The sequence below is a fragment of the Ruegeria sp. ABM4_193 genome (genome assembly GCF_056158705.1).
Window position 1 is genome coordinate 291,461 of sequence record NZ_JBSWTT010000001.1, and the last position, 25,999, is coordinate 317,459.

The window sequence follows — 25,999 nt, forward strand, 5'->3', positions numbered from 1 at the left end:
AGGCCTAGAACAACCCAGCCTCGCGCGCGGCCAGGGCGGCCTGCGTTCGATTGCTGACACCAACTTTTCGGTACAAAGTCTTCATATGCAGTTTGATCGTCGGCTCTGACAGATCCAGATCACGAGCGATTTCCTTGTTGGATTTGCCCTCAGTCAGCCCTTTCAGAACTTGCCGCTCACGCTCTGTCAGTTTTTGAGCCATGGGGTGGGAGTCTTCCGGCTGCTCTGCGTTCATGAAACCCGCAGGAAGGTATTGTTCCCCCATCGCCATAAAGCGGATCGCGTTGACCAGAGATTTAGCCGGTAAAGTTTTTGGGACGAAACCGGCTGCACCAAGCTCTAGCGCGCGTTGCGCCAGATCACGCGAGGTGTCGCCGGTAAACAGGGCCACATGCTGGGCACCGTCCAAAGCGATGCAGGTTTCAAGTCCGGCCAACCCGTTCATGCCGGGCATGTTCAGGTCCAGAAGAACCAGATCAAAGGCTCCGTCGTTCTCAATCAAAGTTTTCGCGGCTGGGAAATCCGGCGCGGTCTCCACCTCGATCCCGCCTGCTGCATCTATGAAGGCAACGAGCGTATCCAAAATAAGGTCGTGGTCGTCAGCAATAAGAACTTTCATCTCAAATCTCCGTCTGCCCCCAACCACACCCAAATGCGTTAGTAAAACATTGAACCCATGGCATGAAGCCTTCCTGACGGACAGGTGAATATCCAATCGGATAGGTCAGCCGGCCGTTTTCACCACGCTATGTGCTGCGGGGTCGTTTTAATAGACCTATTCTCCGATCCCTCTCCGGATGCTCGCCTATCGGTTGCAGGGTCTCATTGGCAGTCTGAAGCCACAGATTGTCATCGTTGATCGGAGAGTTCCATGCAGTTCCTGTCAGTCCAAGATATGCATAAAGGCGCGCAGCCAACACCCAAACCAACTTTGGAAAAGCCTGAGATTTTGGGTCTGCCAGTTGTGAACGCCCGATCCGGACAGGTGATCTCAAAACTGCTGGATGGGACCCGCCGGACTGTGTTTTTCCTGAATGCACATTGCGCAAATATAAGGGCCCGCAACCATACATATCGAGCAGCTTTGGCCCGGGCAGACATGATCCTACCTGACGGAATTGGGGTGGAGGTCGCGGCAAAGTTGCAAGGTGTCCAGCTGGCCGAGAATCTGAACGGCACTGATTTTGTGCCCAAGCTGCTGAAACGGGCCGCGCGTCTTGGGCAGTCGGTCTACCTGTTGGGGGGACGTCCCGGAACAGCTCAGGCAGCGGCGGCGCGGTTGCAGCACATGATCCCCGATTTGGCCGTGGCTGGCACGCGCGATGGATTTGAAGAGGCCGTGCGGGTTGATGAGGCGATCGACGATATCAACCAATCTGGCGCAGACATCCTGTTGGTCGCAATGGGCGTCCCGCTGCAGGAGCTGTGGATAACGCGGAACCGCCACCGGCTTGACCCTCGCATCGTGCTGGGCGTGGGGGCTTTGTTCGACTTCCTGGCCGGCAATGTACGTCGGGCACCGCGCATCGTTCGGCACGCCCGAATGGAGTGGGCATGGCGGTTGGCGATGGAGCCCCGCCGCATGGCCCGCAGATATCTAATGGGCAATTTCGAATTCCTCGGGCGTGCCGCGCACAATTCTGTCCCCAAGGTCTCAGCATGTCGCCTGCTGGACCTCACTTTGGCGGTGGTCGCGCTGTCTCTTCTGGCCCTGCCCATGGCCGCAATCGCCGCATTGGTGCGATTGGACAGTCGCGGCCCCGCCTTTTTTCGGCAGACACGTATCGGTCGAAACGGGGTGCCCTTCGCGATGTACAAGTTCCGCTCGATGACGCAAGACGCAGAAGCGCGGCGTGCGGATCTGCTCAACCATTCGGATCGTGAGGGCGTGTGCTTCAAAGTCAAAAATGATCCACGCATCACTCGCGTTGGGAAGGTTCTGCGTCGGTTCTCTCTGGATGAACTGCCGCAAATCTTCAACGTGCTGAAAGGGGATATGTCGCTGGTCGGACCGCGCCCGGCTTTGCCCGAAGAGGTTGCCGCATATCCTGACCAAGCGCTGGAGCGCCTGCAGGTTCGTCCCGGTATCACTGGCCTGTGGCAGGTTTCGGGCCGCGCGGGCATCGGCTTCGACCGCATGATCGAACTGGATACAGCCTATGTTCGCTCCCGCTCGCCCCTTCTGAACCTCTTCCTCATCGCATTGACCGCACGTGCCGTCGTGTCGGGGCGCGGCGCTTACTGATCAACCCTAGGAGCATTAATATGACACGTATTCGCAAAGCTGTTTTCCCGGTCGCGGGTCTGGGCACAAGGTTTCTGCCCGCCACCAAATCGGTGACCAAGGAGATGTTGCCGCTGATCGACCGCCCTTTGATCCAATATGCAGTGGACGAGGCCCGTGCCGCAGGGATTGATGAATTCATCTTCATCACCTCAACCGGCCAATCCGCGCTGGAGACGTATTTTGGGCGGAACCCGGGGCTGGAGCGCAAACTGAAGGATGGCGGCAAAACCACCCTGCTGAACCGTTTGCTCCGCACGAATCTTGAGGATGAGGCATACAGTTTTATCCAACAAGACAGCCCGCGCGGACTGGGCCACGCAGTCTCTCTGGCACGTGACATTGTCGGTGATGAACCCTTCGCGGTGATCCTGCCGGATGATGTGATCCATGCGCAGCGCCCGGTCCTGGCGCAAATGGTCCAGAACTTTGAAGGCAGCCACATGATCGCGACTGAAGCCGTCCCATCCGACCGGATCAGCGCCTATGGCGTGGTCGATATCGCGCATAGGGCTGGGCAGGTGCAGCATCTGAAAGGGTTGGTCGAAAAACCCTCCGCCGATCAGGCCCCGTCCAAGTTTGGCATTGTCGGGCGGTATCTTCTTCACCCGTCGATCTTCGATCAACTGAACGGATTGGCGCCCGGCGCGGGCAACGAGATACAACTGACTGATGCGATTGCGTCCGATATCGAAAAGATCGGATGCCACGGGTTCGCTTTTCAGGGAGAGCGCTTCGATTGTGGGTCGGTCGCCGGATATCTTGAGGCAACCACCGTCTTTGCGTTGGAACGTGCCGAACTGCGGGACGGGTTCAAATCCATGTTAGGTCAGCGCATGAACCTCTTGTCTGCCGCCGCATAAGACAGAGGCACCTATCCGTTCGGATAGGTGCGTATCCCCTTGCCCATCTGTCGCGACGGACCTCTTTCTGGTTTCTTAAGGTCAAAGAAATGGAGACTAAGATGCGTCTGGTTTTTGCGATCCTCACAGCGGTGTTCACTTTTTGCCTGACGTCTGCGCAAGCCGAAGACTTGGCGGCCCCGTCAGGTGAGGTCATCCTGACCATTTCGGGCAATATCGCACAGACCGGGCCCGAAGGGGCGGCGCAGTTCGATATGGAAATGTTGCAGGCGCTGCCGCAGCGCAGTTTTGAAACCTCGACGATCTGGACTGAAGGCGAAACCAACTTTGTCGGCGTCCCCCTGTCTGTCTTGCTGGAACGGATCGGAGCAGAGGGCGAGGCGATCCGGGCGACGGCGATCAACGACTACGCGGTTGAGATCCCTGTGGAGTCGATCTCGGCACAGGACCCGATTGTCGCCTATGAGATGGACGGCGCGGCGATGTCACGGCGGCAGAAAGGTCCGCTATGGATCGTATATCCATACGACAGTGACACCAAGTACCAGACCGAGGTGATTTACTCCCGCAGCATTTGGCAACTCGACAGGTTGGAAATCGTTAAATAGCGTGGGGTTACAATACAGTATGAAGTGGGCGATGCGGGCCAGACATTGACAAGAAATTTCCAAAACCACTCGCGGCGCCGGTGGGCTCTCGGGCTCATCGGTATAGCCGTTTTGGGCGCCCTTGCTTTCGTCGTGTTGCTGTCCGTCAAGGTGATATCTGACCTAAGCGACCGCCAGTCAGCCCAGACAGATAACGTGCAATGGACGTTGACGCAGGTCGAGGTCGAGTTCCTGTTCTACCTCCACGCGCTTGAGACGGGTGTATCGGACGCAGAGCCAAGCACAGAAAACCTGGACCTTGTCCGGCGCCGTTTCGATCTTTTTTACAGCCGTATCGATATTCTAGACACCTCGCGTCTGTTTGAAACGCTGCGAAGTGACCCGAAATTCGCTGAACCTCTGAACGACGTCTCCGCATATCTGGAGGTCTCGGTGCCTACAATCGATGCTGAGGACCCTGGGTTGAAGGCGGGGCTGCCGGTTCTCTATGACGGCGCGCAGGGGATCGCTCAAAAAGTGCGAGAGCTTTCGGTCTCGGCGATCTCGTACTTTGCAAGCCAGTCGGATCAGCGCCGTGAAGAAACCGCGCTCAGCCTGTTTCAACTGGCCGTTTTGTCCGGGGGATTGTTTCTGACGCTGACCGCGGTCAGCGCCTATCTCTTGGTGGTCAATCGCAGGGCAGATCGACGCGGAGGGGCAATCCAGCAAGCCAACCAGCGCATGAATACGATCCTTTCTACCTCATTGGATGCCGTGATCGTGGTGAACGCCGCCGGCGAAGTGCTGGAGTTCAACCCAGCTGCACAGGCGATTTTCGGGTATTCCGAAGATGAGGCCAAAGGGCGTTCGATCGGCGACTTGATTGTTCCTGCGCATCTACGCGCGGCGCATGATGCAGGCATGGAGCGGATGCAGAGCGGGGGCGACCGCCACGTGGTTGGCAAGGGTCGCGTTCAACTTGAGGCGTTGCGCAAGAATGGCGATGTATTTCCCGTCGAACTCGCTTTGCAGGCCGCTCAGGCCGGGAACGAGGAAATTGTTATCGGTTTTGTCCGCGATATCTCACAAAGCGTTTCGGATCAGAAAGAGCTTGTCTCGGCCCGCGACCGTGCCCTTGCCGGGGAAAAGGCCAAGTCGGATTTTCTGACTGTTATGAGTCATGAGATCAGAACCCCGTTGAACGGATTGCTGGGCAACCTCACCCTTCTCAAGAATACACGCACGACCAAACAGCAGTCTCAGTTTGTCCGCAACATGGAGATCTCGGGCCAGGTTCTGCAAAATCATGTGGATGCAGTCCTGGATATTGCTCGGTTCGAGGCCGGCAAGCTGTCAGTCGCGCACGAGCCAACCGACCTGAACGCGATGCTGCAGGACCTAGTGGATGGTCAAAGCGGCAATGCGGCCTCGCGCGGCAACTCAATCTCTTGGCAATGGGTGGGTGGAGCCTATCCGCATGTCGCGACTGATGCGCAAAGGTTGCGGCAAATTCTGCTGAACCTCGTGGGTAATGCGATCAAGTTTACCGAAAATGGCCGTGTTTCTATTGAGGTCGAAAGATGTGAACCTGAAGATCAGGGTAAGGCACATGTATACGAAGTGCGTGTGATCGATACCGGGGCTGGCATCGCCGATGATGAGATCGACGCCATTTTTGATGACTTCTACACCAGCGATCCCTCTATCGGTCGCACGGTCGGAGGAACCGGGCTTGGCTTGGGAATTGCCCGTAGGTTCGCGCTGACCATGGGCGGTGAGGTCGGGGCGGAAAGCACATTGGGCGAAGGCAGTGTTTTCTGGCTGCGGATACCGTTGCAGCCGTCGGCGCGCGACCAACTGCTAGAAGCTGCTCAGATCAATACCGAGACCGTTCGCCCTCTGAACTTGTTGGTGGTCGAAGACAACGAGATCAACCTCGAGGTCATCTGCAACATGCTGGCGCTGGACGGTCATTGTGTAACGACAGCGGAAAATGGGCAGGTCGGCGTCGACAAGGCCAGCAGTCAGCGGTTCGACGCGATCCTGATGGATATCAGCATGCCGGTGATGGATGGACCAACCGCTGCACGCCATATTCGTGGCGGTCAGGGGCAGTCGACCGATGTGCCGATTATCGCTGTGTCGGCCAATGTCCTGCCAGATGCGGTTGAGACCTTTCGCGCCGCCGGTATGACGGCTTTCATTGGAAAACCGATTTCGCTGAATGCCCTGCGCAGGGCGCTTTCGGTGGTCACGCGCACCGACGGGCAGATTTCGGAGCATGCGCAGCCAGATCCGTTAGCGGAGTTGAAAGGCAGCCTCGGCCCTGAAGTCTTTGCCCGCCTGCATGCCAAGTTCATTGCCGAAGGGGATGAATTGGTTGAACAGCTAGAAACCGGGGCATTTGACCAGACAGATTTCAATCAAATAGCTCAGGCCTGTCACAAACTGGCTGGGAGTGCAGCAACCTTCGGCGTGGAAGAGTTTCGAGAGGCGTTAGTTGCGGTAGAGACTGCAGCCAAAGAACACAAAGACATCACTAACAAACTCGCTGCAGTCTCCACTGCTTGGGAGCGGGCGAAATCATCGCCCGCTTGGGATTGACTTAGGGCGCCAGCAGCACCGCTGCGCCGACGATGCCAACCGCGCGGGCGACCTCGGTCAGGCCGGTAACCTTACTGTCGTAGCACGCAATCGCATCTCCTGGCAGAACATAGGGGTCATAGTCATCGCGATCCCCACGTCGCAGCAGCTTTTCGATATTGCGTTCAATAACGATCGAGTTCCCGGTCATCGGGTTGCGGGTGAACAGGACCGCGCTGCGATTGGCATTGGTGGTCTTGGCCCCACCGACGCAATTGGTATCGACTACGGCCTGCAGGTAGCGCGTGCCATAGGGTACCTCGCGCACGTCTCTTCCAATGGCCGACTCTGCGTTGCCGGTGGCAGGTCGCGTGAGGTTGGACATATAAAGCGTTACGCCGGGCGGGCTGATCGGGCTGGGACGCATCAAATCATCCTGGAAACACCCTCGGCTGTTGATCACGATCTGATCCCCGGTCAGCAGCATGATGTCGGTCGGATCCGAGCCTTCGAACACCCCGCGCAGGTCCATCCGGTAGATCGTGCCCTGCCGGTGCAGCTCAACTGCTGACAGATCCGCATCCGGGCGCACACCTCCGGAAGCGCGAATGGCGACCGAGAGGTTGCGCGCCTCAGTCGAGGCACCCAGCACGCCCTGACGCCCTCGATCCAGTGCGTCGCCGGGGATGCCTCCGATCTCGACCGAATGGGGTTCAAACACCGCACCTTTCACGCCGACAGTGACCGAGGCGAAATCGCTGATGCGCGCCGTGACGCGCGGGGTACTGTCGTAGAACTGTGCGGCCACCAGAACCCGGGCCACGTCCCGCTCGACCTGCTCGGTCGTTCTGCCCTGCGCGCGCACCGGTGGCAGGTACGGCAGCTTCAGGTCGCCATCGCGGGACACAACATAGGTGTCGCTGAGAAGCTCATCCCCGTCGATGGTGATCTGCACCATATCATTGCGCGAAAGTTTCTCGCCCAGCAAAGGGCTAAGCGCGGATTTAGACCATTTGGCAAAGGCGTCTGTGCCCTGATCCCCGGTCGGAGGCATACAGGCGCGCCCGTTCAAGTGTTCCGCTTGCAGCAACGGCGCATTTGCCCGGCGCCGTGATGGGGCACGGTACTGGGCCTGATAGCTTTCGCCTTTTGCGACGGGTTCGATGTTGCGCGGGGTCTTCATGCTGCTGCAACCCGATAGAGCAATCGCGCTGACGGCCCCTAAAACCAAAACTTTGAAATGTCGTTTCATTTTGAACTCTCCTGAACTGCATCCACAGCTACAGCAGTGTCTCGATGTGTGTCAGACCGGCATCGGGATTGCCGTTTATCCCAATCGGATAGGTCGCTCGCCCGATGGTTCGTCTGGCTGTCCGCCCGCGTCTGGGACAGGGATGTCACTGCCAATTAGAACTGATCCCAACACTGTTTTTGGACACTTGGCGATATGACTCAGCGATTGGTACATTCCAGTTTCCTGCGGCACCTGCTAGCCTATGCGGTGTCCGAAGTGGCGGCAAAAGCCTCACGTCTTGCGGTGGTCGTGGTTGTGGCCCGCACCCTCAGCCCCGAGGCTATAGGGCTGGCTGCCGCTGCCCTCGCGGCAGGGGATATCCTAAAGGCGCTGACCGAGAACGGCGTGGGGCAGAGGATCATCCAAGCCCCGCAGTCCGAGCTGGAACAGCGCTGCAACACCGCGCATCGTATCTTCTGGGTCTGGTGCGGGGCGCTGTTTTTGCTGCAGGTGACCATCGCCATTGCCCTCTATGCGATAGGGCACCAGACCCTGGCGCTGCTGCTCGCTATTCTGGCCGGAGAGTACCTGTTCATGCCCGCCGGTCTGGTGCAGGCCGCGCTTGCGATGCGTGAGGGCAAGCTACAAAAGACAGCCGCTGTTGCCGGAGGGCAGGTGGTTGGCGCAAATGCTATGGCCGCGCTACTGGCGCTGCTCTGGGCCTCGCCGCTGGCTTTGGTGCTGCCCCGATTGCTGGCCGCCCCGATTTGGCTTGTCCTGATGCGCCGTCTACGTCCCTGGGCATCAAACGCGAAGCGCGGGTTTGCCGCCCTTCGCCCCTTTGTTGACTTTGGCTGGGCTGTTCTGGGGGTTGAGGTTGTCAAAGTTCTGCGTTTGCAGGCCGACAAGCTTGTGGTTGGCGCGATGTTGGGGGCCGAGAGCCTTGGCATCTACTTCATGGCTTTCAACGCTGGGCTCGGCTTGGCGACATCGTTCACGCAGGCCTTTTCAGTCGTTCTTTTCCCACATCTTTGCGCAGCCCCGGATAAAACCAAGGCGCTGCGTCATGGGCTCGGCACGTCCCTCCTGGTGCTGAGCCCGTTGGTTTTGCTGCAAGCCGTGCTTGCACCGATCTACGTGCCGCTGCTGCTGGGTGCTGAGTGGCAACAGATTTCATCGGTGGTCTCGGTCTTGTGCCTTGCCGCATTGCCCAGCGTTATCTGGTCCGCCGTGGCCGGCTGGCTGCGGTCCGAGAACCGCGCGATCACCGAGCTACGAGTCAGCACGGCCCTTGCATTCGCATTAATCCTCAATACCGCGATCATGGCGCCGTTCGGGCTGATGCCGGTGGCGATGGGATACCTGACGACCAGTGCTGCCCTCATGTTGATCGCCTCTTGGGTTCTGCTTCCTCGGGATCAAAAGACAACAGAGAGGTTCGGCTTCCAATGACCCGCTTTACCATCATCGTGCCGTTTCACACCGATGCGGACACAATTGCTGACACGCTGACCAGCATTCGCGCGCAAAGCTTCACGGAATGGGAGGCGATCTGCGTCGGCGATCGTCCCTCGAAGGCGTGCCTGTCCATTGTGCTGAATCACATTGCCCAAGACCACCGTATCCGGATCGCAAGCAGCCCCTTCGATGGCCCAAGTGCCGCCCGCAACTATGGGGCCGAACTGGCCAAGGGAGACATGCTGGCGTTCTGCGATGCAGACGATCTGTGGCACAAGGACAAGCTGGCGCAGCTGAACGAAGCCTTCCAATCCTCTTCGACGGATGCTGTTTTTGGGCAGATCAGGTTCTTCGCCGATCAGATCGGAGATTCTCAGACATGCTCGAGGGTTCCTAACGCACCACTGACCATTCAGGACCTGTTGGCTGAGAACCCGGTCTGCACCATGTCCAACCTTTCAATCCGTCGCGAGATCTTTATCGCCGTTGGCGGGTTGGACGCGAGAACGGTGCATAACGAAGACTTGGAGCTTTTGATCCGCCTTGCAGGCGAAGGGTTCACCATCAAAGGGGTGGATCAATTTCAGGTCTGGTATCGCACCAGCGCCCGGGGCTTGTCCTCGGATTTGGCTGCCATGCGCGCTGGGCGGGCCTACGCGGTCAAAACAGCCGCATCATATGGCGTGTTTCCGTCACGGTCGTCCGAGGCCGTCTATCTGCGCTATCTCGCCCGCCGGGCGTTGCGGTTGGGGCATCAGGGTCAGGCGCTGTCTTACACACGCAAAGGCTTGAGCCTGCATGCGCGCAGTTTTCTGCTGCCCCTGCGCCGAGGACTGCCTACCGCCGCAGGGGCCGCGCTGGCCCCGATCCTACCGCAAGCAATCAAAAGCGCGTTGTTTTCTTAAGAATTCTGAAGGAGATCACCATGCCCACAGCATCCATCGTCGTACCCGCCTACAATGCCGAAGCAACCTTGGCCGAAACGCTCGCCTCACTGCAGGCGCAAACCTATGACGATTTCGAAATCATCATCGTCGACGATGGATCGCAGGACGCGACCTCCGAGATTGCTCGCGCGCACCAAGGCGACACACGCGTACGACTTGTCGGGCAAGCCAATCGTGGGCTGGCGGGGGCAAGAAATACTGGCATCGCTGCCGCGCGGGGGAAATTAGTCGGCTTTTGCGACGCCGACGATCTGTGGATGCCCGAGAAGCTGGCGGCTCATGTTCACCATCTCAAGGCCGAACCGGATGTGGGGGTTAGTTACTCCGGCAGTGCCTTGATCGACGAAGCGGGGTGCATGATGGGGATCAAACAAGCACCCCGCCTGAAGAATGTGACCGCAGCACATGTTCTGAACCGCAACCCGATCGGCAACGGATCGGCGGCCGTTATTCGAAAGACAGTGCTGGAGGCTTTGGCCTACCGCCCGAGCTTTGAAACCGAGCGGGATTGGGTCTTCGATGAGACCTTCCGGCAGTCAGAAGATATCGAATGCTGGATGCGGCTGATGTTGAAGACCGATTGGCAGATCGAAGGTGTTCCGGGGCTGCTGACCCACTACCGGATCAATGCAGGCGGGCTTTCGGCGGCTTTAGATCGCCAGTTAGAGGCGTGGGAGAGGATGGTCGCGAAGCTGCGCCCGCTGAACCCTGAATTCTTTGCCCAGCACGAACCCGCGTCCCGTGCTTATCAGCTGCGCTATCTGGCGCGGCGGGCTATCACCAACCTCGATCGGGACAAAGCTTGGGAGTTGTTTGCATGCAGCGTCCAGGAAAGCCTCCGCCCGGTGTTTGAGGAACCTATGAAAACGTTCAGCACTTTCGCCGCAGCCCTTGTGTTGAAAACGTTTGGACCCGGCCCGATCACCCGGCTGGGACAAATGAAATCCAAACTGCAATCGATCTGAGAGAGGCGTCATCATGGAACAGAAAAAGATACTCCACCTGGTGGACGACACGACAGCGGGCGGCGTGATGCGGATGCTCGACCATCTTTTGGTGCAATCAGATCTGTCCGAAACGGTCGATCAAAAGGTGTTGAAGGTCAAACGGACTGCATTTTCTTGGGGAAAACTGAATGCGGATGTCATCGTGTCCCACGTCGTACCAAGCTGGAGAAGCTTACCCGCGTTCTCGGCGCTTCGCGCAATGCATCTGGACACTCGACTGGTCCATGTCGAACACAGTTACACCCGGGCATTCACCACTCTGAATGTCCCACACAAACGTCGGTTCTTTGCAATGCTGAGGGTGATCTATTCCTTCTTCGATCAGGTGGTCGCGGTCAGCCATTCGCAGTCGGGCTGGATGAAGGAAAGACGCCTGGCCACCTCGGAAAAGTTGACCGTCATTCCTCCGACCGTTGATCTTGAGCAGTTGTCGCGCAACACAATGCCTCCCAAGTCAAAGACCACAATTGGTGCCATCGGGCGGCTCGAGCAGCAGAAAGGCTTCGACATCCTGATCCAAGGCTTTCGGTTAACCCGAACGCCGGGCGCGCGTTTGTTGATCTTTGGCGAAGGCAGTCAGCGTTTATACCTTGAGAAACTGGCAGAGGGTGACCCGCGCATAGAATTTCGGGGCCACGCCGAGGACCCTGCAGAGGCCTATCAAGCCATCGATATCGTTGCGATTCCGTCGCGTTGGGAGGCTTACGGACTTGTGCTGGACGAAGCGCTTGCCGCGAAGCGCAATGTGATCGCCAGTAAAGTCGATGGGTTACAAGACCGTGAAGGAGATACGAGAGTTTCATTCTGCAACCTTGACCCTTATGATTGGCGACTTGCGATCAATAATTTTCTGCTTTCCAACACTATTGAGAAAAGCAGCTGAATCAAAACTTGACACTGGATCTTTTGCGTTTTTGCCGAGCCATTCGCGGCAAAATCAATTGTGATTTCAAAGAAATTGCTTGAGGCCAGCTTTGCGTTTTGTGCGCGAACCTGCTTAGCGCAGTAAATCTTGGTGCCCTCTGTGGACTGCGAGCGGTTATTGCCTTGTGCCAAGTGGACGGCAGCTATGTCCGCAAAGTAGACATTCAAGTAAGTTGCAGCGAACGTCCGCTACGCGGACAAAGTCGCCGTTAGCCGCACAGCAGCGTTCAAACACCTTCTGAGTGTCGCTCCGCGGACACAGTGGACAAAGAGATCTTGTAAAACTAGAAAATTCATCCGGTCTTAACTGCCGGGCTATTTTCTCGCCTCTATGCTTCCAACTTTTCCATTTAACGCAAGTATGTTCACTAAATCTGAAGCAAACATGTGCTTTGGACACGATTTAGACCTGCATGCTTGGTCTAATTAGCACGGAATACGCGAGCTAGATCGCCAGATATTCCTCACGCAGGGTGGTGTCCTCAAGCACCTCTTTCGCAGTACCATCAAATACAATAGTCCCAGTATCTAGAATGATCGCACGATCTGCCAACTCCAAAGCGCGTACGGCGTTCTGCTCAACGATTATCGTGGTCATACCCTGTTGTTTAACGTGAATGAGAGTCTTTTCGATTTCATCGACAATGACAGGAGCCAATCCCTCATATGGTTCATCCAAAAGTAAGACCTTGATGTCCCTCGCCAAGGCTCTGGCGATTGACAGCATTTGCTGTTCGCCTCCTGACAGTGTAATTCCCTCTTGTTTTCTTCGCTCCCCCAAACGTGGGAACAACTCGTAAAGCCGTTCCAGTGACCATCCGATTGGCGGGGCAATCTGAGCAAGCAGTAAGTTTTCTTCAACAGTCAGGCCAGGAATAATGCGCCTATCTTCTGGCACAAGACCCAGGCCTGCTGCTGCAGCTTCGTAGCTTGTCATGTTGTGTAGTGGCTTATGGTCTAGCCAGATTTCGCCATGTCTTACTTCAGGCTCTCCAACTCTTGCTATCGAACGAAGTGTTGAGGTTTTACCCGCACCATTGCGCCCAAGAAGAGCCAGGATTTCACCTTCGTGCACATTGAAGCTGACGCCTTGCACGATGTAGCTTTCTCCATAGTAGGAGTGCATATCCCAAACGGAGAGAAAAGCGGGGGCCGTGCTGGCCAAATTGGCGTTTTTCGAAAAGTCAGGTTTCTCGTTCATAGCTTTTCCTTACGCAGCCTCGCCTAGATAGGCCTCGCGAACCTTGGGGTTTCCGCGAATGTTCTCAGGAGTGTCTTCAACCAAGGGCGTACCCTGAGCCAGAACTGTAATGCGTTCGGCAAGGCTGAAGACCACATGCATATCATGCTCGATGATTGCGATGGTGATGTCGCGTTCATCCTTGATTTGTTTTAGCAGGTCAATTGTGTTGTTTGTATCCGCCCTCGCCATCCCCGCCGTTGGTTCATCCAGTAACAATAGCCGCGGGTTTTGGCTGAGGCACATGCCAATCTCAAGCCGCCGCTTGTCACCGCGAGACAGCGAAGCTGCATGCATTTCGCGTTTGTCCGCCATGTTCATCTCTTCCAGCATTGCTTCGGCTTGTTCAACGATGTCACGTTCGTTCGCGATGGTCTCGTATGCGTGCATCCGGAATGCACCGTCACGCATCGCGAAAATCGGGATTAACATGTTCTCCATCACCGTCAGTTCACCAAAAATCTCTGGCGTCTGGAACACGCGACTAATACCCATCTGGTTGATCTGGAAGGGCTCAAGCCCCAACACCGAGGCGTTGTCAAACAATACGGAACCAGTGTCTGGCATAAGCTTTCCCACCAGACAATTAAGCAAAGTCGACTTGCCAGCGCCATTGGGTCCGATGATCGCGTGAACTGAGTTCTCCTCCACACTGAGATTTACGTCTGTCAGTGCCTTGAGGCCGCCGAAGCGCTTGCTCACGTCTTTGACTCTTAGAATTGCCATAGCTCGCCCCCTATTCCGCCGGTTCCGTTTTGCCCGACTTTGCATCGTCAGCTTTTGATTTCTTGCGCTTCATCCGGTTGAGCAAACGCTGGCCACCTTCGACAAGACCGCCTGGCAAGTAGATTACGACTAGCATGAAAAGGATGCCAAGCGTCAGATGCCAACCTTTTCCAATGAACGGATGGATCACAAATACTACCGCGTCCTCCAAACCGTCAGGCAGGAACGCAAACCAACTGTGCAACACGTTGTCGTTGATCTTCGAGAAAATATTCTCGAAATATTTGATAAAGCCTGCACCCAGTACTGGACCGATCAAAGAGCCTGTACCTCCTAGGATCGTCATCAGAACAACCTCACCCGAAGCGGTCCACTGCATACGCTCTGCGCCTGCTAGCGGGTCCATCGCGGCCATCAGCCCACCAGCTAGACCAGCATACATGCCAGATATAACAAACGCCGCCAACGTGTACGGCTTTGAGTTTAGGCCGGTGTAGTTCATCCGTTGCTGGTTTGATTTGACGGCCCTTAGCATCATGCCGAAAGGCGAGCGGAAGATGCGGATGGACAGATAAAACACCACCATCATGATTACTGCACACAGATAATATCCCGCGTTAAAATCAAAGCTCCATGCTCCCACGTCCATAGTATAGGTTGCGCGCATCGGCAGCCCGAACAGATGTGGCAGATCCGGTGAGTTGGCTCCCTGCAGGATTTGCGGATCGTCTGCATAAACCTGCAGACCGGTTTCCCCGTTGGTCAGGTTAAACTTGGGGTTCGACAAGACAGAGTAGGCCAATGCAAAACTCATCTGCGCAAAGGCCAGCGTCAGGATCGAAAAGTAGATGCCCGACCGACGCAGACTGATAAACCCAATCAGCAACGAGAACAACCCAGCGACTAAAACGCTGAGCGCGATAGCTGGAATGATATTGTAACTCAGCAACTTGAACATCCATACGGCTGAATACGATCCGACACCCAAAAAGGCCGCATGACCGAATGACAGATATCCGGTAAGGCCGAATAGGATGTTGAACCCAATGGCAAAGATGCCAAAGATCACGAAGCGCTGCATCAAGTCCGGATAACCCGCGTTAAATTGCGCCATGGCGCTGCCTTCGGGGAACGGGTTCAGAATGAACGGGGCCAGAAGGGTGAGAAGGCCGACGATGATCAGAAGGCTGGTGTCTTTTTTGTTCAATCCAAACATCGATTATTCCTCCATCACGCCTTTGCGTCCCATCAACCCTCGCGGGCGTGTCAGAAGCACAATGATGGCAACAAGGTAGATGATGATTTGGTTGATCCCGGGGATTGTTGTGGTAGCCCAGGTTGTTGAAGCAAAACTCTCCAGGATGCCCAATAGAAAGCCAGCCAGAACGGCTCCAGGCAGCGAGCCCATGCCGCCGACAACAACCACAACGAAGCTAAGAACCAGAAAGTCCATCCCCATGTGATAATTTGGCGGGTTTAGCGGACCGTACATTACACCAGCCAAACCGGCCACTGCGGCGGCGATACCGAACATAATCGTAAAACGACGGTCGATGTTTATTCCCAGCAAGCCTACGGTCTCGCGATCCGCCATTCCGGCGCGCACGACCATGCCGAACGTGGTGAATTGCAGGAATGAGAAAACAGCGCCGATAATGGCAACTGCAAATCCGAAGTAAACCAGACGCCAAATCGGATAGATTATGGCGTTGGGGTCAAATCCAACCATTGTGCCAAGGTCGATGGAACCGCTCAGCGCGTCGGGCGGGGGCGTTTGGATTGGATTGGCGCCGAAGAAATATTTAACGATTTCCTGCAACACGATCGCCAGACCAAACGTCACAAGGATCTGGTCAGCGTGAGGGCGCTTATAGAAATGCTTAATCAACCCGCGTTCCATGACGTAGCCAACTGCTAACATGATCGGGACCGCAAACAGGATAGCCAGCGGAACAGACCAGTCGATGATCGTCGCACCGGCCTCTAGGCCGAACCAAGCCTCGACGTAAGGTGTTTCTACCTTCAATGGGTTGCCCAGAAAGTCGGTTTGGCTCTCGTCGATAGTCACAAAGCTCAGGTTCATGAGCTTTTGCAGAGTAACGGCACAGAACGCACCGATCATGAACAGTGCGCCGTGGGCGAAGTTCACAACGCCTAGCGTTCCAAAAATGAGCGTCAGCCCCAGCGCTATCAACGCATAGGCCGATCCTTTGTCCAGACCGTTTAAAATTTGCAATAGGATGGCGTCCATTGGCCCCACCTCAGGGTTGGTCAGTGTGAATTGATTGATATAACAGGATCAACCCTGTTTAAGATGTCTGGCCACCGCTTTGATGGCCAGACTTAGACACGCGGACTTACGCGCCTGGATTACACTCACCCAGTGATCCACCCGAAAACATCGGATGCTCGGGGTCGTATTCGACCTGCGCACGCGGTGTGATCTCGACGATTTCCAGAGTGTCGTAGGCATTGGTCGGGTTTTCGTTGCCACGAACAACCAACACGTCTTTGAAGCACTGGTGGTCGGCGCCGCGATACCAGGTCGGACCGTTGCCTAAACCGTCGAACTCGAAGTCTTCTAAAGCTTCAACAACGCCGCATGGGTTGAATGTACCAGCACGCTCGCAGGCATCAGCGTAAAGCAGAACTTGTGCATAGCAAGTCTGTGCAGAGTTGGACGGCGGTTTGCCGTACTTTTCACCAAAGGACTTAACAAAAGCCTTGGTGCCCTCATCTTGAAGCTGCCAATTCCAGTTCATGGAACCCAGCACGCCCTTGATGTTCTCACCCGCACCAGCGGCCATCAGTTCCGAATACAACGGAACGACGATCTTGAAATCCTTGCCGTTGGCCACTTTGTCGAGCAAGCCGAACTGAATTGCGTTGGTGAGTGAGTTCACCATGTTGCCGCCGTAGTGGTTCAGAACCAGAACATCAGCACCTGAGTTCAATACCGGAGTAATGTAGGAAGAGAAGTCCGTCGAGGCGAGCGGTGTTTTGACGGTGTTGACAGTTTCCCATCCCAAGGCTTCGGTCGAAGCAACAATCGACTCCTCCTGCGTCCAACCCCAGTTGTAGTCAGCTGTCAGGTGATAGGCACGGCGCTCTTTGCCCATCTCGGCCGCCAGCACCGGCGCGAGCGCTGCTCCCGACATGTAGGCGTTGAAGAAATGGCGGAAACCATTAGCCTTCTTGTCTTTGCCAGTCGTGTCGTTGGCGTGGGTCAGGCCTGCCATGAAGATCACGCCTGCTTCTTGGCAGAGACCCTGCACAGCAACGGCCACGCCGGATGACGAGCCGCCGTTGATCATGATGGCACCGTCTTTTTCGATCATCGACTTCGCCGATGCACGTGCAGCGTCTGATTTCGTCTGCGTGTCGCCTGTGACGAACTCGACCTTTTTGCCGAGGATACCGTTGCCTTTCAGTGCTTTCGAGGTGAAGGTGTTCAAGCAACCCCCATCTCCCTCTCCATTGAGATGTTCGACGGCCAACTGTTGCGCAAGTAGCTCGTCATTGCCCTCTTCAGCATACGGCCCTGTCTGGGGAACGTTGAAGCCCAGGGTTACGGACCCTCCGGTAGGTTCGTTGGTGTAAGCAGCAGCCGACGAAGCCGTGAAGATCGTAGGCAGGGCCAGACCGGTACCTGCGACGGCACCAGACTTCAACACGCCGCGGCGTGTGACAGATTTAGTGGTCATTAATTCCTCCCATTTCCCTTTCTTTCGTCATTTGGCTCCTCTTCCAGCAGACGAAAGCGCACTTATGTGCAAATCAATAATGGGAAGCCGATAGAAAATTTCACAACAACTTACTGGATTTGAAACAAAATTTTGTTAATTTTTTTACTAATTTTACCTACTCTTGTAAACATTTTGCGACCTAGAAGTTTAAATTCTCCACGTTCCATATAGTTAAGTGCAAAATGCTAAACCCAATACTTTTGTTGTGAATGGTATCGCACGCGTTAGTGGGCAAACGCTGAGGTTAAATCGCTAGTGCGGACCAGCAATTCTAGTTCCAATTTGACACTAGGTGTTCTCGGATATTAGGTGTCCGCGTGCAAGGGAGCCTGTTTTACCATTTGTTAGCTTTGGGCTCGAAGCGGTCGCTCTTAGAGTTTGAGCGAATGTCTGCTGTTCGAACGAAGCCGAACATGAAAAAGGGAATGGGGCAGTTGAACTACGTCCAAAGGCTACAAATAATTCAGCTGTTTAGTTACCCAGAATAGGATTTCGGCAAGAACCCCGATTGCGCCTGCTTTTTCAGTCATTACCAATGCTGTTCCTGATGTACCAAAAGGAAGATCTTCCAAATCGGAAACCTCAGATAACTCGATCAGCACTGGGTAGCTAGAGATACCGGCCAGCTCTCGTATTGAAGGAAGCCCCGCGCGCAGATCGAGTGTCCCCTCGGCGGATCCCACCGGTAAAGCAACAATGATGCCAGAGAGCTCTGTGCCAGGCTGTGTCCGCAGTGCCAACCTAATCTCGTCTCCGATGTTTACGTTTTGGCGGCTCGATTGTGGAAGGGAGGCTACAATTGCAAAATCCGACGGATCAATAAATGTTATCGCACCTTGAAACGTGGTGGCGCGGTTTCCAGGCCGTAGTGTAACAGCAGAAACAACGCCATTTCCGGGTGAATGAACCTCTGTCTCTTCAAGGCTCCATCTGGCCTGCTCGAGCGCCATTTCAGCTTCCACAACTGCGGCGTCTCGGCCGTCAATCGTAGCGGAAATTCGACGCTCCAGTCCCTTTTTGCGCGCTTCGGCTGCTCGGATATTCGCGGTCAATTGATCAATCGTAGCAACGGCTTCTTGGAGTTGAAAAGTTGTCGATGCGCCTCGCTCTTCCAATTGGATGATGTCGTCGCGCCTCTGCTGCCCAAAGAGAAGCTGAACATTCAAAGACTCGATTTCTGCCTCGGCTGCGGTGAGATCAGTCAGTAACTGGTCAGCCGAAGACTTAGCCGTTTCAAGAGAGGCCTCGAGACGTGACACTTCAGCAGCAAAAACCTCAGGATCAATTTTGAAGAGTAGATCACCCTCATTAACGGATTGATTGGCCTCGACAGCCACCTCGACAACCGTTCCGGATACGTTAGGTGCGATGTTTGTCTCAATTCCTTGAACTGAAACTGGCCCTGTCGGTGTTGTGTGGTTGAGAGCTCCCAAGACCACAAGGGCAATTACTGCAGCGCCACCATAGATAACTGTTTTCCAGAAAGCGTTCCACGGAAGCCATTTGAGTTTAGAAAAAACCAACCAAATCAAGCCGAAGTAAAGACTTAAGACGATGAGCATCAACCAACCTCCGGAACCAAGCAAATTCACTATAGCATTAAGGAAGCGACAAAAATCTAGAGATAGGCCGTAGCACGCTCGCAATACTATGCGATTTTCCGATGCCCACAGTCAGCTCGTCGTCCATACGGGTTAAGAATTTTGACAATCCGCTTTGGGCTCATTGCAGACATTCGTCGAAAATTCGTGAAGGACCGCATCGCGGACTTAGCTGCCGTTGGCCTGTCTCATCTACTTCGCAATGAAGTCTTGCATGCGGGCGAACACATCAACGCCGAGCTGGTCATAGATGTGTAGAAGGTCGACGAGCACCCAGTTCTCCCTGATCACACCATTTGCGCATCGCCAGAAATCCAAGCTTCGGCGTGTGAACCTCTTTCCCGTTGGTGCAAGCCCTAGAAAGCCATCGCCTGAATGGGTACCTTCGCCCGAAGGCCAGCCTGTAAAGGCGACCAGATCGCCTTCGCCGAAAAAGACGCCTTCGTTCAGAAATCGCTTATTGTCGCTCAGGCCAGTACGAAAACCCTTCAATACAACATCCTGAAATCCTCGCGGACGCCGACCTGTCCCCAACCCTGTTGGCCCGTACCAAAGACATTTCGGATGCCAGTAGCTTGCGGTATCGCCAAGCGGATCGTCAGCATTCCCACGCTGCAAATCGTGAAGCATGTCCCAGACAAGCTGAACCGAAGCGTTCCCTGCATCCGTCTGATGGGGCCTTGTCTTGATCCCACCACCGTCAGCAGGGCCCGGACACATCCATTCCACTCCGGTCTGAGGTGCAAACGGCCAAGCTCCGGCTTGGACCATGAGCTGCGGAATGTCCCATAGCCCACTCATCTCGACAACCTTCCCGGCCTCGAGGCGATAGTACTCATGATACCGCATGAACACAGGACGGCCGGTCGGCGGGATACCAAGCCAAGGCGCATCAAAACGCCCAACAATATTGCCACCCAAACCAATCCAGTTGCCCGATTTTCCGTCACCCCATCGACGGCCGGCCATGAAGATGAAGTCGCGTCGCTCCATGTCTGGCATCGCACGCAGCAGCGGCGCATAGACAGTTTCGAACAGGGCCTCAGGACCGCTGAGCGTCTCAAACGGAAAGCAGAGGTCGATCTTGGCGTCGGGTGCAAAGGCTTCGCTGATGATCTGCTGCAGATCAGTTGGGTCAATGTCGTAGAGGGCAGCGCGCAATGCACCGAAATGATGCTTGTTTGTGTCGTGGATACTCATGGCTTCGGGCTGGTGCAGTGTTGTGTCGAGTTCAATGCGAGGATTCGCTCATTGAGACTTAGTTGATCTCGACCCGACTTGGCTAGCGCTCCTATATTGAGTTTCATAACCGAAGTCCGTTTGTGGGCCGTAGTTGTTGCATGATTTGTCGGCAGACAATGGTAGGTATGAGCTCACAGCCGACCTCCGGGTCCGCGCAAGATTTACAATCGCGAGCTGCGATGGCTCTTCGTGTACGGCCCATTCCGGACATTCACCAACTGGTCAACCTGCTGCGGCGCGACCCGTCGAACCTGCCATTCGCTGCAAATGCAAAATCTCGACGTCTGCGAATTCACAGGATGCGGACAAAGCGCCGCTCGGCATCTCCACATGAATGCCTGGTTCTCAAAGCTGATGTCTATTGACGCAAGGCTGGGAGACCAATTCCGGTGCTTTGGAATCCACCGTCGACAGAGATTATCTGTCCTGTCACATAGCTCGCATCATCAGATGTTAGAAAGGCAATTACCCGCGCAATTTCGTCTTCTGAGCCGTAGCGGTTCAAGGGTATAGCATCATGATACGCATCTATGATCTCTTGCGAATGGACAGCCATCGCGAGCTTTGTGCGCACGGGGCCGGGACAAACGCAGTTGACCCGGATTCCGTATTCACCCAGCTCGCTGGCTTGCTGCTGAGTTAAGTGCATAACGGCAGCTTTAGACGTGCCATAAGCGACGCGTAGCGTCGAAGCGCGTAAACCTGAGATTGACGCAATATTAACGATCGACCCTTTCGAAGTCCGCAATGCTGGTGTCGCCGCTTGCGAGCAAAGAAAGACCCCATCGAGATTAGTTTCCATGACGCGCCGCCAACGCTCAAAGGTGGTGCCTTCAATTGGCCCAAAATCTGCAACTCCGGCGTTGTTAACGAGCGTGTCAATCCGGCCAAAGTGCTTTAGCGTATCGTTAACCATCTGCTCGACTTGATCAGGAACAGACACGTCATAGGGCAGCGCGAGGCCTAGGTTTTCGGCAGCCTTGGCAAGCTCCTCAGTATCGCGATCCACCAGCGCAACGCCTGCTCCCTGACTGACCAACAAGCGTGCAGTGGCAAGTCCAATGCCTCTCGCTGCACCTGTAACAATCGCTATTTTCTGCGGCATTTTAATCACCTTAATCACCCCCCCAAAACAACATACTCTTTTTCCCGCTGTGGTTCTCACGATTCGATGACCCGTTGGCAATAGCTGCCTCTCGTGCACCTCTCAGCGTCGGGTAGAATGCGGTCGGTGCGGCCGTTCAGCAGATTTCAGTGAATGTCTGCTGTGCGGACGAAGCAGACGTTTAGCACCCTAAGTCAAAGGGCAGTTCTACGTGAAAAGATCTGTAGAAAGGTACTTCAGCCCGGAGTCGCAAATGATCACGGAAACGGTCTGGCCTTTGTGAGGGCCTTTTAGTAGCTCGACAGCACCCGCCACGTTAGCGCCGGCAGAAAACCCAGCGAAAATGCCTTCGAAGCGCGCCAGATCGCGACAGGTCTTACGCGCGGTGTGGCCATCAATTTGAAGAAACCCATCCCACACGAAACCTCGAAGGAAATCGAGATCACCCATAACATACCCTCCTCCCTGAATGGGATGTTCGGGGCTTGTCACTTCCTGACCCGCGATCACGGCAGCGCCTTCAGGCTCAATTGGATAGCATTTGATCTCTGAATTTCGCGATCGCAGGTACTTGGACGTCCCAGCCAAAGTGCCACCCGATCCGACAAAATCACAGAATGCATCGATGTTGCCGCCGGACTGTTCCCAGAGTTCTGGGCCAGTCGTATGTTCATGAGCACTCGGATTACCTGCTCGTTGGAATTGGTCAGCTCGAAATGCGTTGCGTTCAATCGTCAGTTTTGTAGCCACGCGATCAACCTCTGCGAGGTCAGCGCCTGATACTTCCCCAGTGCGACTTCCCGGCATTTGATCTACCAACACGACTTCAGCACCAAGAGCCTGCATCATTTGTGCGCGCTCAGGCGAGTTGCCCTTGGACATGACAGCAACGAATGGGTAGCCCTTGATACTGCAGACGATGGCAAGGCCGGTGCCCATATTGCCACTTGTCAGCTCAACGATTGTCTGCCCTTGCTCCAACGTGCCATTGGCCTCAGCTGCTTCAATGACACCGAGCGCCGCGCGGTCTTTTTTGGAGAATCCGGGGTTCAAGTAATCGAGCTTGGCTAAAATTTTTCCCTCGCAACCATAATGCTTTACCAGCCGATCAAGACATACCAAAGGTGTGTTTCCAATTGCTCCGAGAATGGAACAAACTGTACCAGTCATTTTAAGAGCCCCAACTCTGTTTCGAAGCGAACTTTGGTAGACAATGCAGAGTTTTGCAACATGGGCGCCTGGCGCTCTTCCAGCAAAAAGTAACGGGAGGCTGCTCTGTAGACGACACAGCCTATCGCGGCAATCAGGTTTGGCGTTAGAGACCGGTTCAAAACTGATTTCCAGTCTCGGTTGTTTGAGTGGAAAATAATTTCTTGTAGATATCTATTGGAGTGCCAACTCACAGATAAACCCGCTGGCTATCTGCTGCTTCCAATAGCGCCGCCGTAACTGCCTCGATCATTTTGGTGTGAGGCGACGCCGTCATACTTGCCAGGCCAACAATGCGCTTAGGTCCGTTCTGTTCAAGGGAAATCCTTTTGAGCCGCAAGTGGTCATATGCAGTTAAGCGGCTGTCTGGTATGATTGATACGCCAAGTTCAGCGGCCACCATACTTGAGATTGCTTCAAGGCTCTCTAGTTCCATGGCGTCTTTGACTTCAATGCCCTTTCTTTGCAGCCAAGTCTCGATTTGCCTTCCTACAACCGCATCACGCGTAAAACGAATAAACGGTGACTCACCAAGCAGTTCTCTCGAAGGTAAATCTGGGGTGTTTTCCGAGACAAGCAGGACTAATTTTTCGGATACGATTTCAGAGAATTCCAACGTGTTTGGCAGAACGTCTGGTCGGGAAATGATAGCCGCTTGAACCTGCCCGCGGTCTAACTGGAGCAAAAGCTGATTGGTCAAACCTGGAACAATTCTCACACGGATATCTGGATGCTCGGATTTTAGCCTCGCTAACGCAATCGGCACTAGTCCAGTCAGGGTCGTTGGAACGGCGCCCAAAGTTATCTCACCAGAGAGTTCATTGTTCGACTTCACCCTTTCCGCCAAACCGTCATATGCAGCCACCACCGCAGCAGCCTCTCCGACGAACGTTAGCCCGGTATGAGTAAGTTTGGGCGACTTGGCTGATCGGTCAAATAAATCGAGCCCCAACGCGACCTCCAGATTCCGCATCTGGTGACTGACCGCCGACGGAGTTAGATGCTCCGCCTCTGACGCGGCACGAAAGCTACCATGTCGATGAACTGCGATTAGAGTTCGCAGTGACCGAATGCTCATTCCGATAACCTCGCTACCGCTTAAACCGTGATCCAAATGTGAAATAATTTCACTAATTAGTCAAAGATTTTTCGTTTTTGTTCATTTTTGTTGATGTGTACCATGCGCACAGCACGCCTTATGAAACCAAACCCAGAGGTGCTTATGGTTGCTCCCAAATCCAACGCCTATACTTCCATAGTCGCCAAACCCTTCGCTCCAAACCTCGGGGCTGAGATCTACGGAGTCGACCTAAGCCGGCCTGTGCCTGACAACCAGTTTGCGGAGATCTGCGACGCTTTTCACACCTACCAAGTGCTATTTTTCAAAGAGCAAAAGGAAATACCACCTGCGCTGCACATTGAATTTGGGAAACGCTTTGGGCCGCTTCACGCACACCCCGCAGCTCCAACGATGGACGGGTATCCGGAGATTTTCGAAATCCATGCAACAAAGAATTCCAAGGTGGCAAACGGTGAGTTCTGGCACTCTGACGTCTCTTGCGATGAGATACCGCCCCTTGGAACCATGCTACAAATCCATATCGCTCCAACCTGCGGCGGGGACACCATGTTCAGTGATATGTATGCGGCCTACGATGATCTTTCCGAACCGATAAAAGATATGATCAGCGGGTTATCTGCACTTCATAGTTCCGAGCACATCTACAAAGGCCGCTATAGCGACCGCGGGCAAAAAGACAACGAAATTGACTGTCCCGAAGCAGTTCATCCGATCGTTAGGACTCATCCGGAAACGGGCCGGAAATCGCTGTTTGTGAATCGAACATTTACAACAAAGATTTTGGGCTTGTCGGAAAAGGAAAGCGACGCGATCCTCAACTTGCTTTTTGAGCATGCGGAACAGATCAACTATCAAATTCGGTTCAGGTGGTCGCTTAACGACATGGCCTTTTGGGACAACCGGTGCTGTATGCATCGTGCGATCTGGGACTATTGGCCCGCAGAGCGAAAAGGGCGACGTGTGACCGTGAAAGGCGATAGACCTGTTTAAACTCGACCGAACCGAATTGCTCGATCAAAGAAACCAGATCTTTAGGAGCGCTAAGTGCGAGCTGCAGTCGTAAGAGAGTTTTGTGAAGACCTTTCGATTGAGACGGTCCCAGATCCAACCTGCCCAGACAATGGAGTGGTCCTGGAGGTTGCTGCCTGTGGCGTATGCCGCTCAGATTATCATGGATGGTCTGGCGCACACCCCAAAGTTCAAAATGGCTCCATCTTAGGGCACGAATATTGTGGAATTGTAGTAGAGGCAGGGCCTCAAGCGAAGCACAGTGTTGGTGACCGCCTTATAGCGCCATTCATCTTGGGGTGCGGCAGCTGCAACGCTTGCCAAACAGGCGTATCAAACACTTGTGCTAACCAAATCGTTCCTGGATTTGGAACGCCAGGTGCTTACGCAGAATACGTTGCCGTGCCTTTTGACCACAACTTGGTTCACTTGCCAGAGACGCTGTCTCCTGCCTTAGCAGCAGGGCTCGGGTGTCGTGTAACCACGGCTTGGCATGCTTTGACTGACCGTGCAGATGTCGCAGCTGGTGAATGGGTGGCTGTCCACGGAACAGGAGGGATTGGCTTGTCCGTTCTTCTATTGGCAAAAATGCTTGGATGCCGAGTTGTCGTAGTGGATGTGGTTGAAGAGAAACTTGAGCATGCAAAGCTCATTGGCGCAGACGCCACAGTAAATGCAAGCAAACAAGACGCCGCGGCAGCGATCCGAGATATAACGGATGGAGGAGCACAGGTTTCCGTAGAAGCACTGGGCATCGAAACAACGACGAACGCATCCTTAGAGTGTCTCGCCACCCTTGGTCGACACGTGCAAATTGGTATGCCGTCGAGAGACGGCCAGATGCAGGTGAACATGCGCGCAATCTATTCCAAACAACTCTCGTTTTTCGGCACTCGTGGTATGCCTTCATGGAAATACCCGCGCCTTCTGGGAATGATTGAACGTGGTAACGTCGACATCCAACCAATGGTGGCTAGGGAGGTCCGCTTGGAGGAGGCAAGTAGTGAACTTCGGGCAATGAGCGGACCGACTTCCCCAGGAACCGCTGTAATCACAAGGTTTCAGCCTTGATCAGCCCAAACGCCTGACAGTTTTTTAACAGTCATTCTGTTTATCATTTTGCGCCCCTATGCAAATTCAGTTGCTCGCGCAAA

22 protein-coding genes and 1 pseudogene are annotated in these 25,999 nt (G+C 54.7%); 11 read left to right on the forward strand and 12 right to left on the reverse strand.

Going from position 1 to position 25,999, the window contains the following annotated elements:
• Positions 1-4: 4 nt before the first annotated feature.
• Positions 5-619, reverse strand: coding sequence for a response regulator transcription factor (locus ACXADZ_RS01430; protein ID WP_170752082.1), 615 nt, complete (start codon positions 617-619; stop codon positions 5-7).
• Between the two features lie 252 nt (positions 620-871).
• On the opposite strand from ACXADZ_RS01430, the gene ACXADZ_RS01435 reads away from it, so the two are divergent.
• The 4 genes from ACXADZ_RS01435 to ACXADZ_RS01450 all read left to right on the forward strand — a co-directional run bounded on the left by ACXADZ_RS01435 (position 872) and on the right by ACXADZ_RS01450 (position 6,338).
• Positions 872-2,245 carry a WecB/TagA/CpsF family glycosyltransferase gene (locus tag ACXADZ_RS01435; protein WP_475192198.1) on the forward strand — a complete coding sequence of 458 codons (1,374 nt, stop codon included), beginning with the start codon at positions 872-874 and terminating at the stop codon, positions 2,243-2,245.
• Between the two features lie 20 nt (positions 2,246-2,265).
• Positions 2,266-3,147: a UTP--glucose-1-phosphate uridylyltransferase gene (locus ACXADZ_RS01440; protein ID WP_475192199.1), complete on the forward strand. Its 882-nt coding sequence runs from the start codon at positions 2,266-2,268 to the stop codon at positions 3,145-3,147.
• Between the two features lie 101 nt (positions 3,148-3,248).
• Entirely contained in the window at positions 3,249-3,755 is a 507-nt protein-coding gene (locus tag ACXADZ_RS01445) for a putative pterin-binding protein (RefSeq protein ID WP_475192201.1), read from the forward strand.
• Positions 3,756-3,950: 195 nt separating this feature from the next.
• Positions 3,951-6,338, forward strand: coding sequence for an ATP-binding protein (locus tag ACXADZ_RS01450; RefSeq protein WP_475192203.1), 2,388 nt, complete (start codon positions 3,951-3,953; stop codon positions 6,336-6,338).
• A 1-nt stretch (position 6,339) separates the two neighbouring features.
• On the opposite strand, the gene ACXADZ_RS01455 is transcribed toward ACXADZ_RS01450, so the two are convergent.
• A complete protein-coding gene (locus tag ACXADZ_RS01455; protein ID WP_475192204.1) occupies positions 6,340-7,569 on the reverse strand; it encodes a polysaccharide biosynthesis/export family protein in 1,230 nt (409 codons plus the stop codon).
• 195 nt (positions 7,570-7,764) lie between these two features.
• Between ACXADZ_RS01455 and ACXADZ_RS01460 the strand changes: the two genes are divergently transcribed.
• The 4 genes from ACXADZ_RS01460 to ACXADZ_RS01475 are packed head-to-tail and all read left to right on the forward strand — an operon-like array spanning position 7,765 to position 11,846.
• Positions 7,765-9,003 carry an oligosaccharide flippase family protein gene (locus ACXADZ_RS01460; RefSeq protein WP_475192205.1) on the forward strand — a complete coding sequence of 413 codons (1,239 nt, stop codon included), beginning with the start codon at positions 7,765-7,767 and terminating at the stop codon, positions 9,001-9,003.
• Positions 9,000-9,914 (forward strand): glycosyltransferase family 2 protein, encoded by a 915-nt coding sequence (locus ACXADZ_RS01465; protein WP_475192207.1) that lies wholly within the window; start codon positions 9,000-9,002, stop codon positions 9,912-9,914. The genes ACXADZ_RS01460 and ACXADZ_RS01465 overlap by 4 nt, the downstream gene beginning before the upstream one ends.
• Positions 9,915-9,934: 20 nt before the next feature.
• Positions 9,935-10,921, forward strand: a complete 987-nt coding sequence (locus tag ACXADZ_RS01470; protein ID WP_475192209.1) for a glycosyltransferase family 2 protein — start codon at positions 9,935-9,937, stop codon at positions 10,919-10,921.
• A 13-nt stretch (positions 10,922-10,934) separates the two neighbouring features.
• Positions 10,935-11,846, forward strand: a complete 912-nt coding sequence (locus ACXADZ_RS01475; protein ID WP_475192210.1) for a glycosyltransferase family 4 protein — start codon at positions 10,935-10,937, stop codon at positions 11,844-11,846.
• Between the two features lie 486 nt (positions 11,847-12,332).
• On the opposite strand, the gene ACXADZ_RS01480 is transcribed toward ACXADZ_RS01475, so the two are convergent.
• The 10 genes from ACXADZ_RS01480 to ACXADZ_RS01525 form a co-directional block, all read right to left on the reverse strand.
• Positions 12,333-13,088, reverse strand: coding sequence for an ABC transporter ATP-binding protein (locus tag ACXADZ_RS01480; protein WP_171672653.1), 756 nt, complete (start codon positions 13,086-13,088; stop codon positions 12,333-12,335).
• A 9-nt stretch (positions 13,089-13,097) separates the two neighbouring features.
• A complete protein-coding gene (locus tag ACXADZ_RS01485) occupies positions 13,098-13,853 on the reverse strand; it encodes an ABC transporter ATP-binding protein (RefSeq protein WP_171672656.1) in 756 nt (251 codons plus the stop codon).
• 10 nt (positions 13,854-13,863) lie between these two features.
• Complete coding sequence (locus tag ACXADZ_RS01490; RefSeq protein WP_171672658.1) at positions 13,864-15,069, reverse strand: branched-chain amino acid ABC transporter permease; 1,206 nt, start codon at positions 15,067-15,069, stop codon at positions 13,864-13,866.
• A 3-nt stretch (positions 15,070-15,072) separates the two neighbouring features.
• The gene (locus tag ACXADZ_RS01495; RefSeq protein ID WP_171672661.1) at positions 15,073-16,104 is read right to left on the reverse strand and encodes a branched-chain amino acid ABC transporter permease; all 1,032 of its coding nucleotides are present in this window, start codon (positions 16,102-16,104) and stop codon (positions 15,073-15,075) included.
• Positions 16,105-16,210: 106 nt separating this feature from the next.
• Positions 16,211-17,557 (reverse strand): substrate-binding protein, encoded by a 1,347-nt coding sequence (locus ACXADZ_RS01500; RefSeq protein ID WP_050606077.1) that lies wholly within the window; start codon positions 17,555-17,557, stop codon positions 16,211-16,213.
• 494 nt (positions 17,558-18,051) lie between these two features.
• Positions 18,052-19,161, reverse strand: coding sequence for an HlyD family secretion protein (locus ACXADZ_RS01505; RefSeq protein ID WP_170788048.1), 1,110 nt, complete (start codon positions 19,159-19,161; stop codon positions 18,052-18,054).
• Positions 19,162-19,392: 231 nt separating this feature from the next.
• Complete coding sequence (locus ACXADZ_RS01510; RefSeq protein WP_475192215.1) at positions 19,393-20,400, reverse strand: ester cyclase; 1,008 nt, start codon at positions 20,398-20,400, stop codon at positions 19,393-19,395.
• 400 nt (positions 20,401-20,800) lie between these two features.
• Positions 20,801-21,547 carry an SDR family NAD(P)-dependent oxidoreductase gene (locus ACXADZ_RS01515; RefSeq protein ID WP_475198452.1) on the reverse strand — a complete coding sequence of 249 codons (747 nt, stop codon included), beginning with the start codon at positions 21,545-21,547 and terminating at the stop codon, positions 20,801-20,803.
• A gap of 207 nt (positions 21,548-21,754) precedes the next feature.
• Positions 21,755-22,717 (reverse strand): PLP-dependent cysteine synthase family protein, encoded by a 963-nt coding sequence (locus ACXADZ_RS01520; protein WP_475192217.1) that lies wholly within the window; start codon positions 22,715-22,717, stop codon positions 21,755-21,757.
• 229 nt (positions 22,718-22,946) lie between these two features.
• Positions 22,947-23,834 (reverse strand): LysR family transcriptional regulator, encoded by an 888-nt coding sequence (locus ACXADZ_RS01525; RefSeq protein ID WP_171188494.1) that lies wholly within the window; start codon positions 23,832-23,834, stop codon positions 22,947-22,949.
• A gap of 102 nt (positions 23,835-23,936) precedes the next feature.
• Between ACXADZ_RS01525 and ACXADZ_RS01530 the strand changes: the two genes are divergently transcribed.
• From ACXADZ_RS01530 to ACXADZ_RS01540, 3 genes and pseudogenes are all read left to right on the forward strand, one after another.
• Positions 23,937-24,827 (forward strand): TauD/TfdA dioxygenase family protein, encoded by an 891-nt coding sequence (locus tag ACXADZ_RS01530; protein WP_475192219.1) that lies wholly within the window; start codon positions 23,937-23,939, stop codon positions 24,825-24,827.
• A 135-nt stretch (positions 24,828-24,962) separates the two neighbouring features.
• Positions 24,963-25,271, forward strand: a pseudogene (locus ACXADZ_RS01535) (alcohol dehydrogenase catalytic domain-containing protein); the annotation flags it as partial.
• Positions 25,272-25,409: 138 nt separating this feature from the next.
• Positions 25,410-25,916 (forward strand): zinc-binding dehydrogenase, encoded by a 507-nt coding sequence (locus ACXADZ_RS01540; RefSeq protein WP_371732490.1) that lies wholly within the window; start codon positions 25,410-25,412, stop codon positions 25,914-25,916.
• The last annotated feature ends 83 nt before the right edge of the window (positions 25,917-25,999 follow it).

Coding starts and splice junctions, on each gene's coding strand:
- ACXADZ_RS01500 (WP_050606077.1), bottom strand. CDS start 17,557: ATGACCACTAAATCTGTCACACGCCGCGGCGTGTTGAAGTCTGGTGCC.
- ACXADZ_RS01460 (WP_475192205.1), top strand. CDS start 7,765: ATGACTCAGCGATTGGTACATTCCAGTTTCCTGCGGCACCTGCTAGCC.
- ACXADZ_RS01480 (WP_171672653.1), bottom strand. CDS start 13,088: ATGAACGAGAAACCTGACTTTTCGAAAAACGCCAATTTGGCCAGCACG.
- ACXADZ_RS01440 (WP_475192199.1), top strand. CDS start 2,266: ATGACACGTATTCGCAAAGCTGTTTTCCCGGTCGCGGGTCTGGGCACA.
- ACXADZ_RS01505 (WP_170788048.1), bottom strand. CDS start 19,161: ATGCTCATCGTCTTAAGTCTTTACTTCGGCTTGATTTGGTTGGTTTTT.
- ACXADZ_RS01520 (WP_475192217.1), bottom strand. CDS start 22,717: ATGACTGGTACAGTTTGTTCCATTCTCGGAGCAATTGGAAACACACCT.
- ACXADZ_RS01465 (WP_475192207.1), top strand. CDS start 9,000: ATGACCCGCTTTACCATCATCGTGCCGTTTCACACCGATGCGGACACA.
- ACXADZ_RS01490 (WP_171672658.1), bottom strand. CDS start 15,069: ATGTTTGGATTGAACAAAAAAGACACCAGCCTTCTGATCATCGTCGGC.
- ACXADZ_RS01530 (WP_475192219.1), top strand. CDS start 23,937: ATGCGCACAGCACGCCTTATGAAACCAAACCCAGAGGTGCTTATGGTT.
- ACXADZ_RS01445 (WP_475192201.1), top strand. CDS start 3,249: ATGCGTCTGGTTTTTGCGATCCTCACAGCGGTGTTCACTTTTTGCCTG.
- ACXADZ_RS01510 (WP_475192215.1), bottom strand. CDS start 20,400: ATGAGTATCCACGACACAAACAAGCATCATTTCGGTGCATTGCGCGCT.
- ACXADZ_RS01455 (WP_475192204.1), bottom strand. CDS start 7,569: ATGAAACGACATTTCAAAGTTTTGGTTTTAGGGGCCGTCAGCGCGATT.
- ACXADZ_RS01495 (WP_171672661.1), bottom strand. CDS start 16,104: ATGGACGCCATCCTATTGCAAATTTTAAACGGTCTGGACAAAGGATCG.
- ACXADZ_RS01515 (WP_475198452.1), bottom strand. CDS start 21,547: ATGCCGCAGAAAATAGCGATTGTTACAGGTGCAGCGAGAGGCATTGGA.
- ACXADZ_RS01435 (WP_475192198.1), top strand. CDS start 872: ATGCAGTTCCTGTCAGTCCAAGATATGCATAAAGGCGCGCAGCCAACA.
- ACXADZ_RS01470 (WP_475192209.1), top strand. CDS start 9,935: ATGCCCACAGCATCCATCGTCGTACCCGCCTACAATGCCGAAGCAACC.
- ACXADZ_RS01475 (WP_475192210.1), top strand. CDS start 10,935: ATGGAACAGAAAAAGATACTCCACCTGGTGGACGACACGACAGCGGGC.
- ACXADZ_RS01525 (WP_171188494.1), bottom strand. CDS start 23,834: ATGAGCATTCGGTCACTGCGAACTCTAATCGCAGTTCATCGACATGGT.
- ACXADZ_RS01430 (WP_170752082.1), bottom strand. CDS start 619: ATGAAAGTTCTTATTGCTGACGACCACGACCTTATTTTGGATACGCTC.
- ACXADZ_RS01485 (WP_171672656.1), bottom strand. CDS start 13,853: ATGGCAATTCTAAGAGTCAAAGACGTGAGCAAGCGCTTCGGCGGCCTC.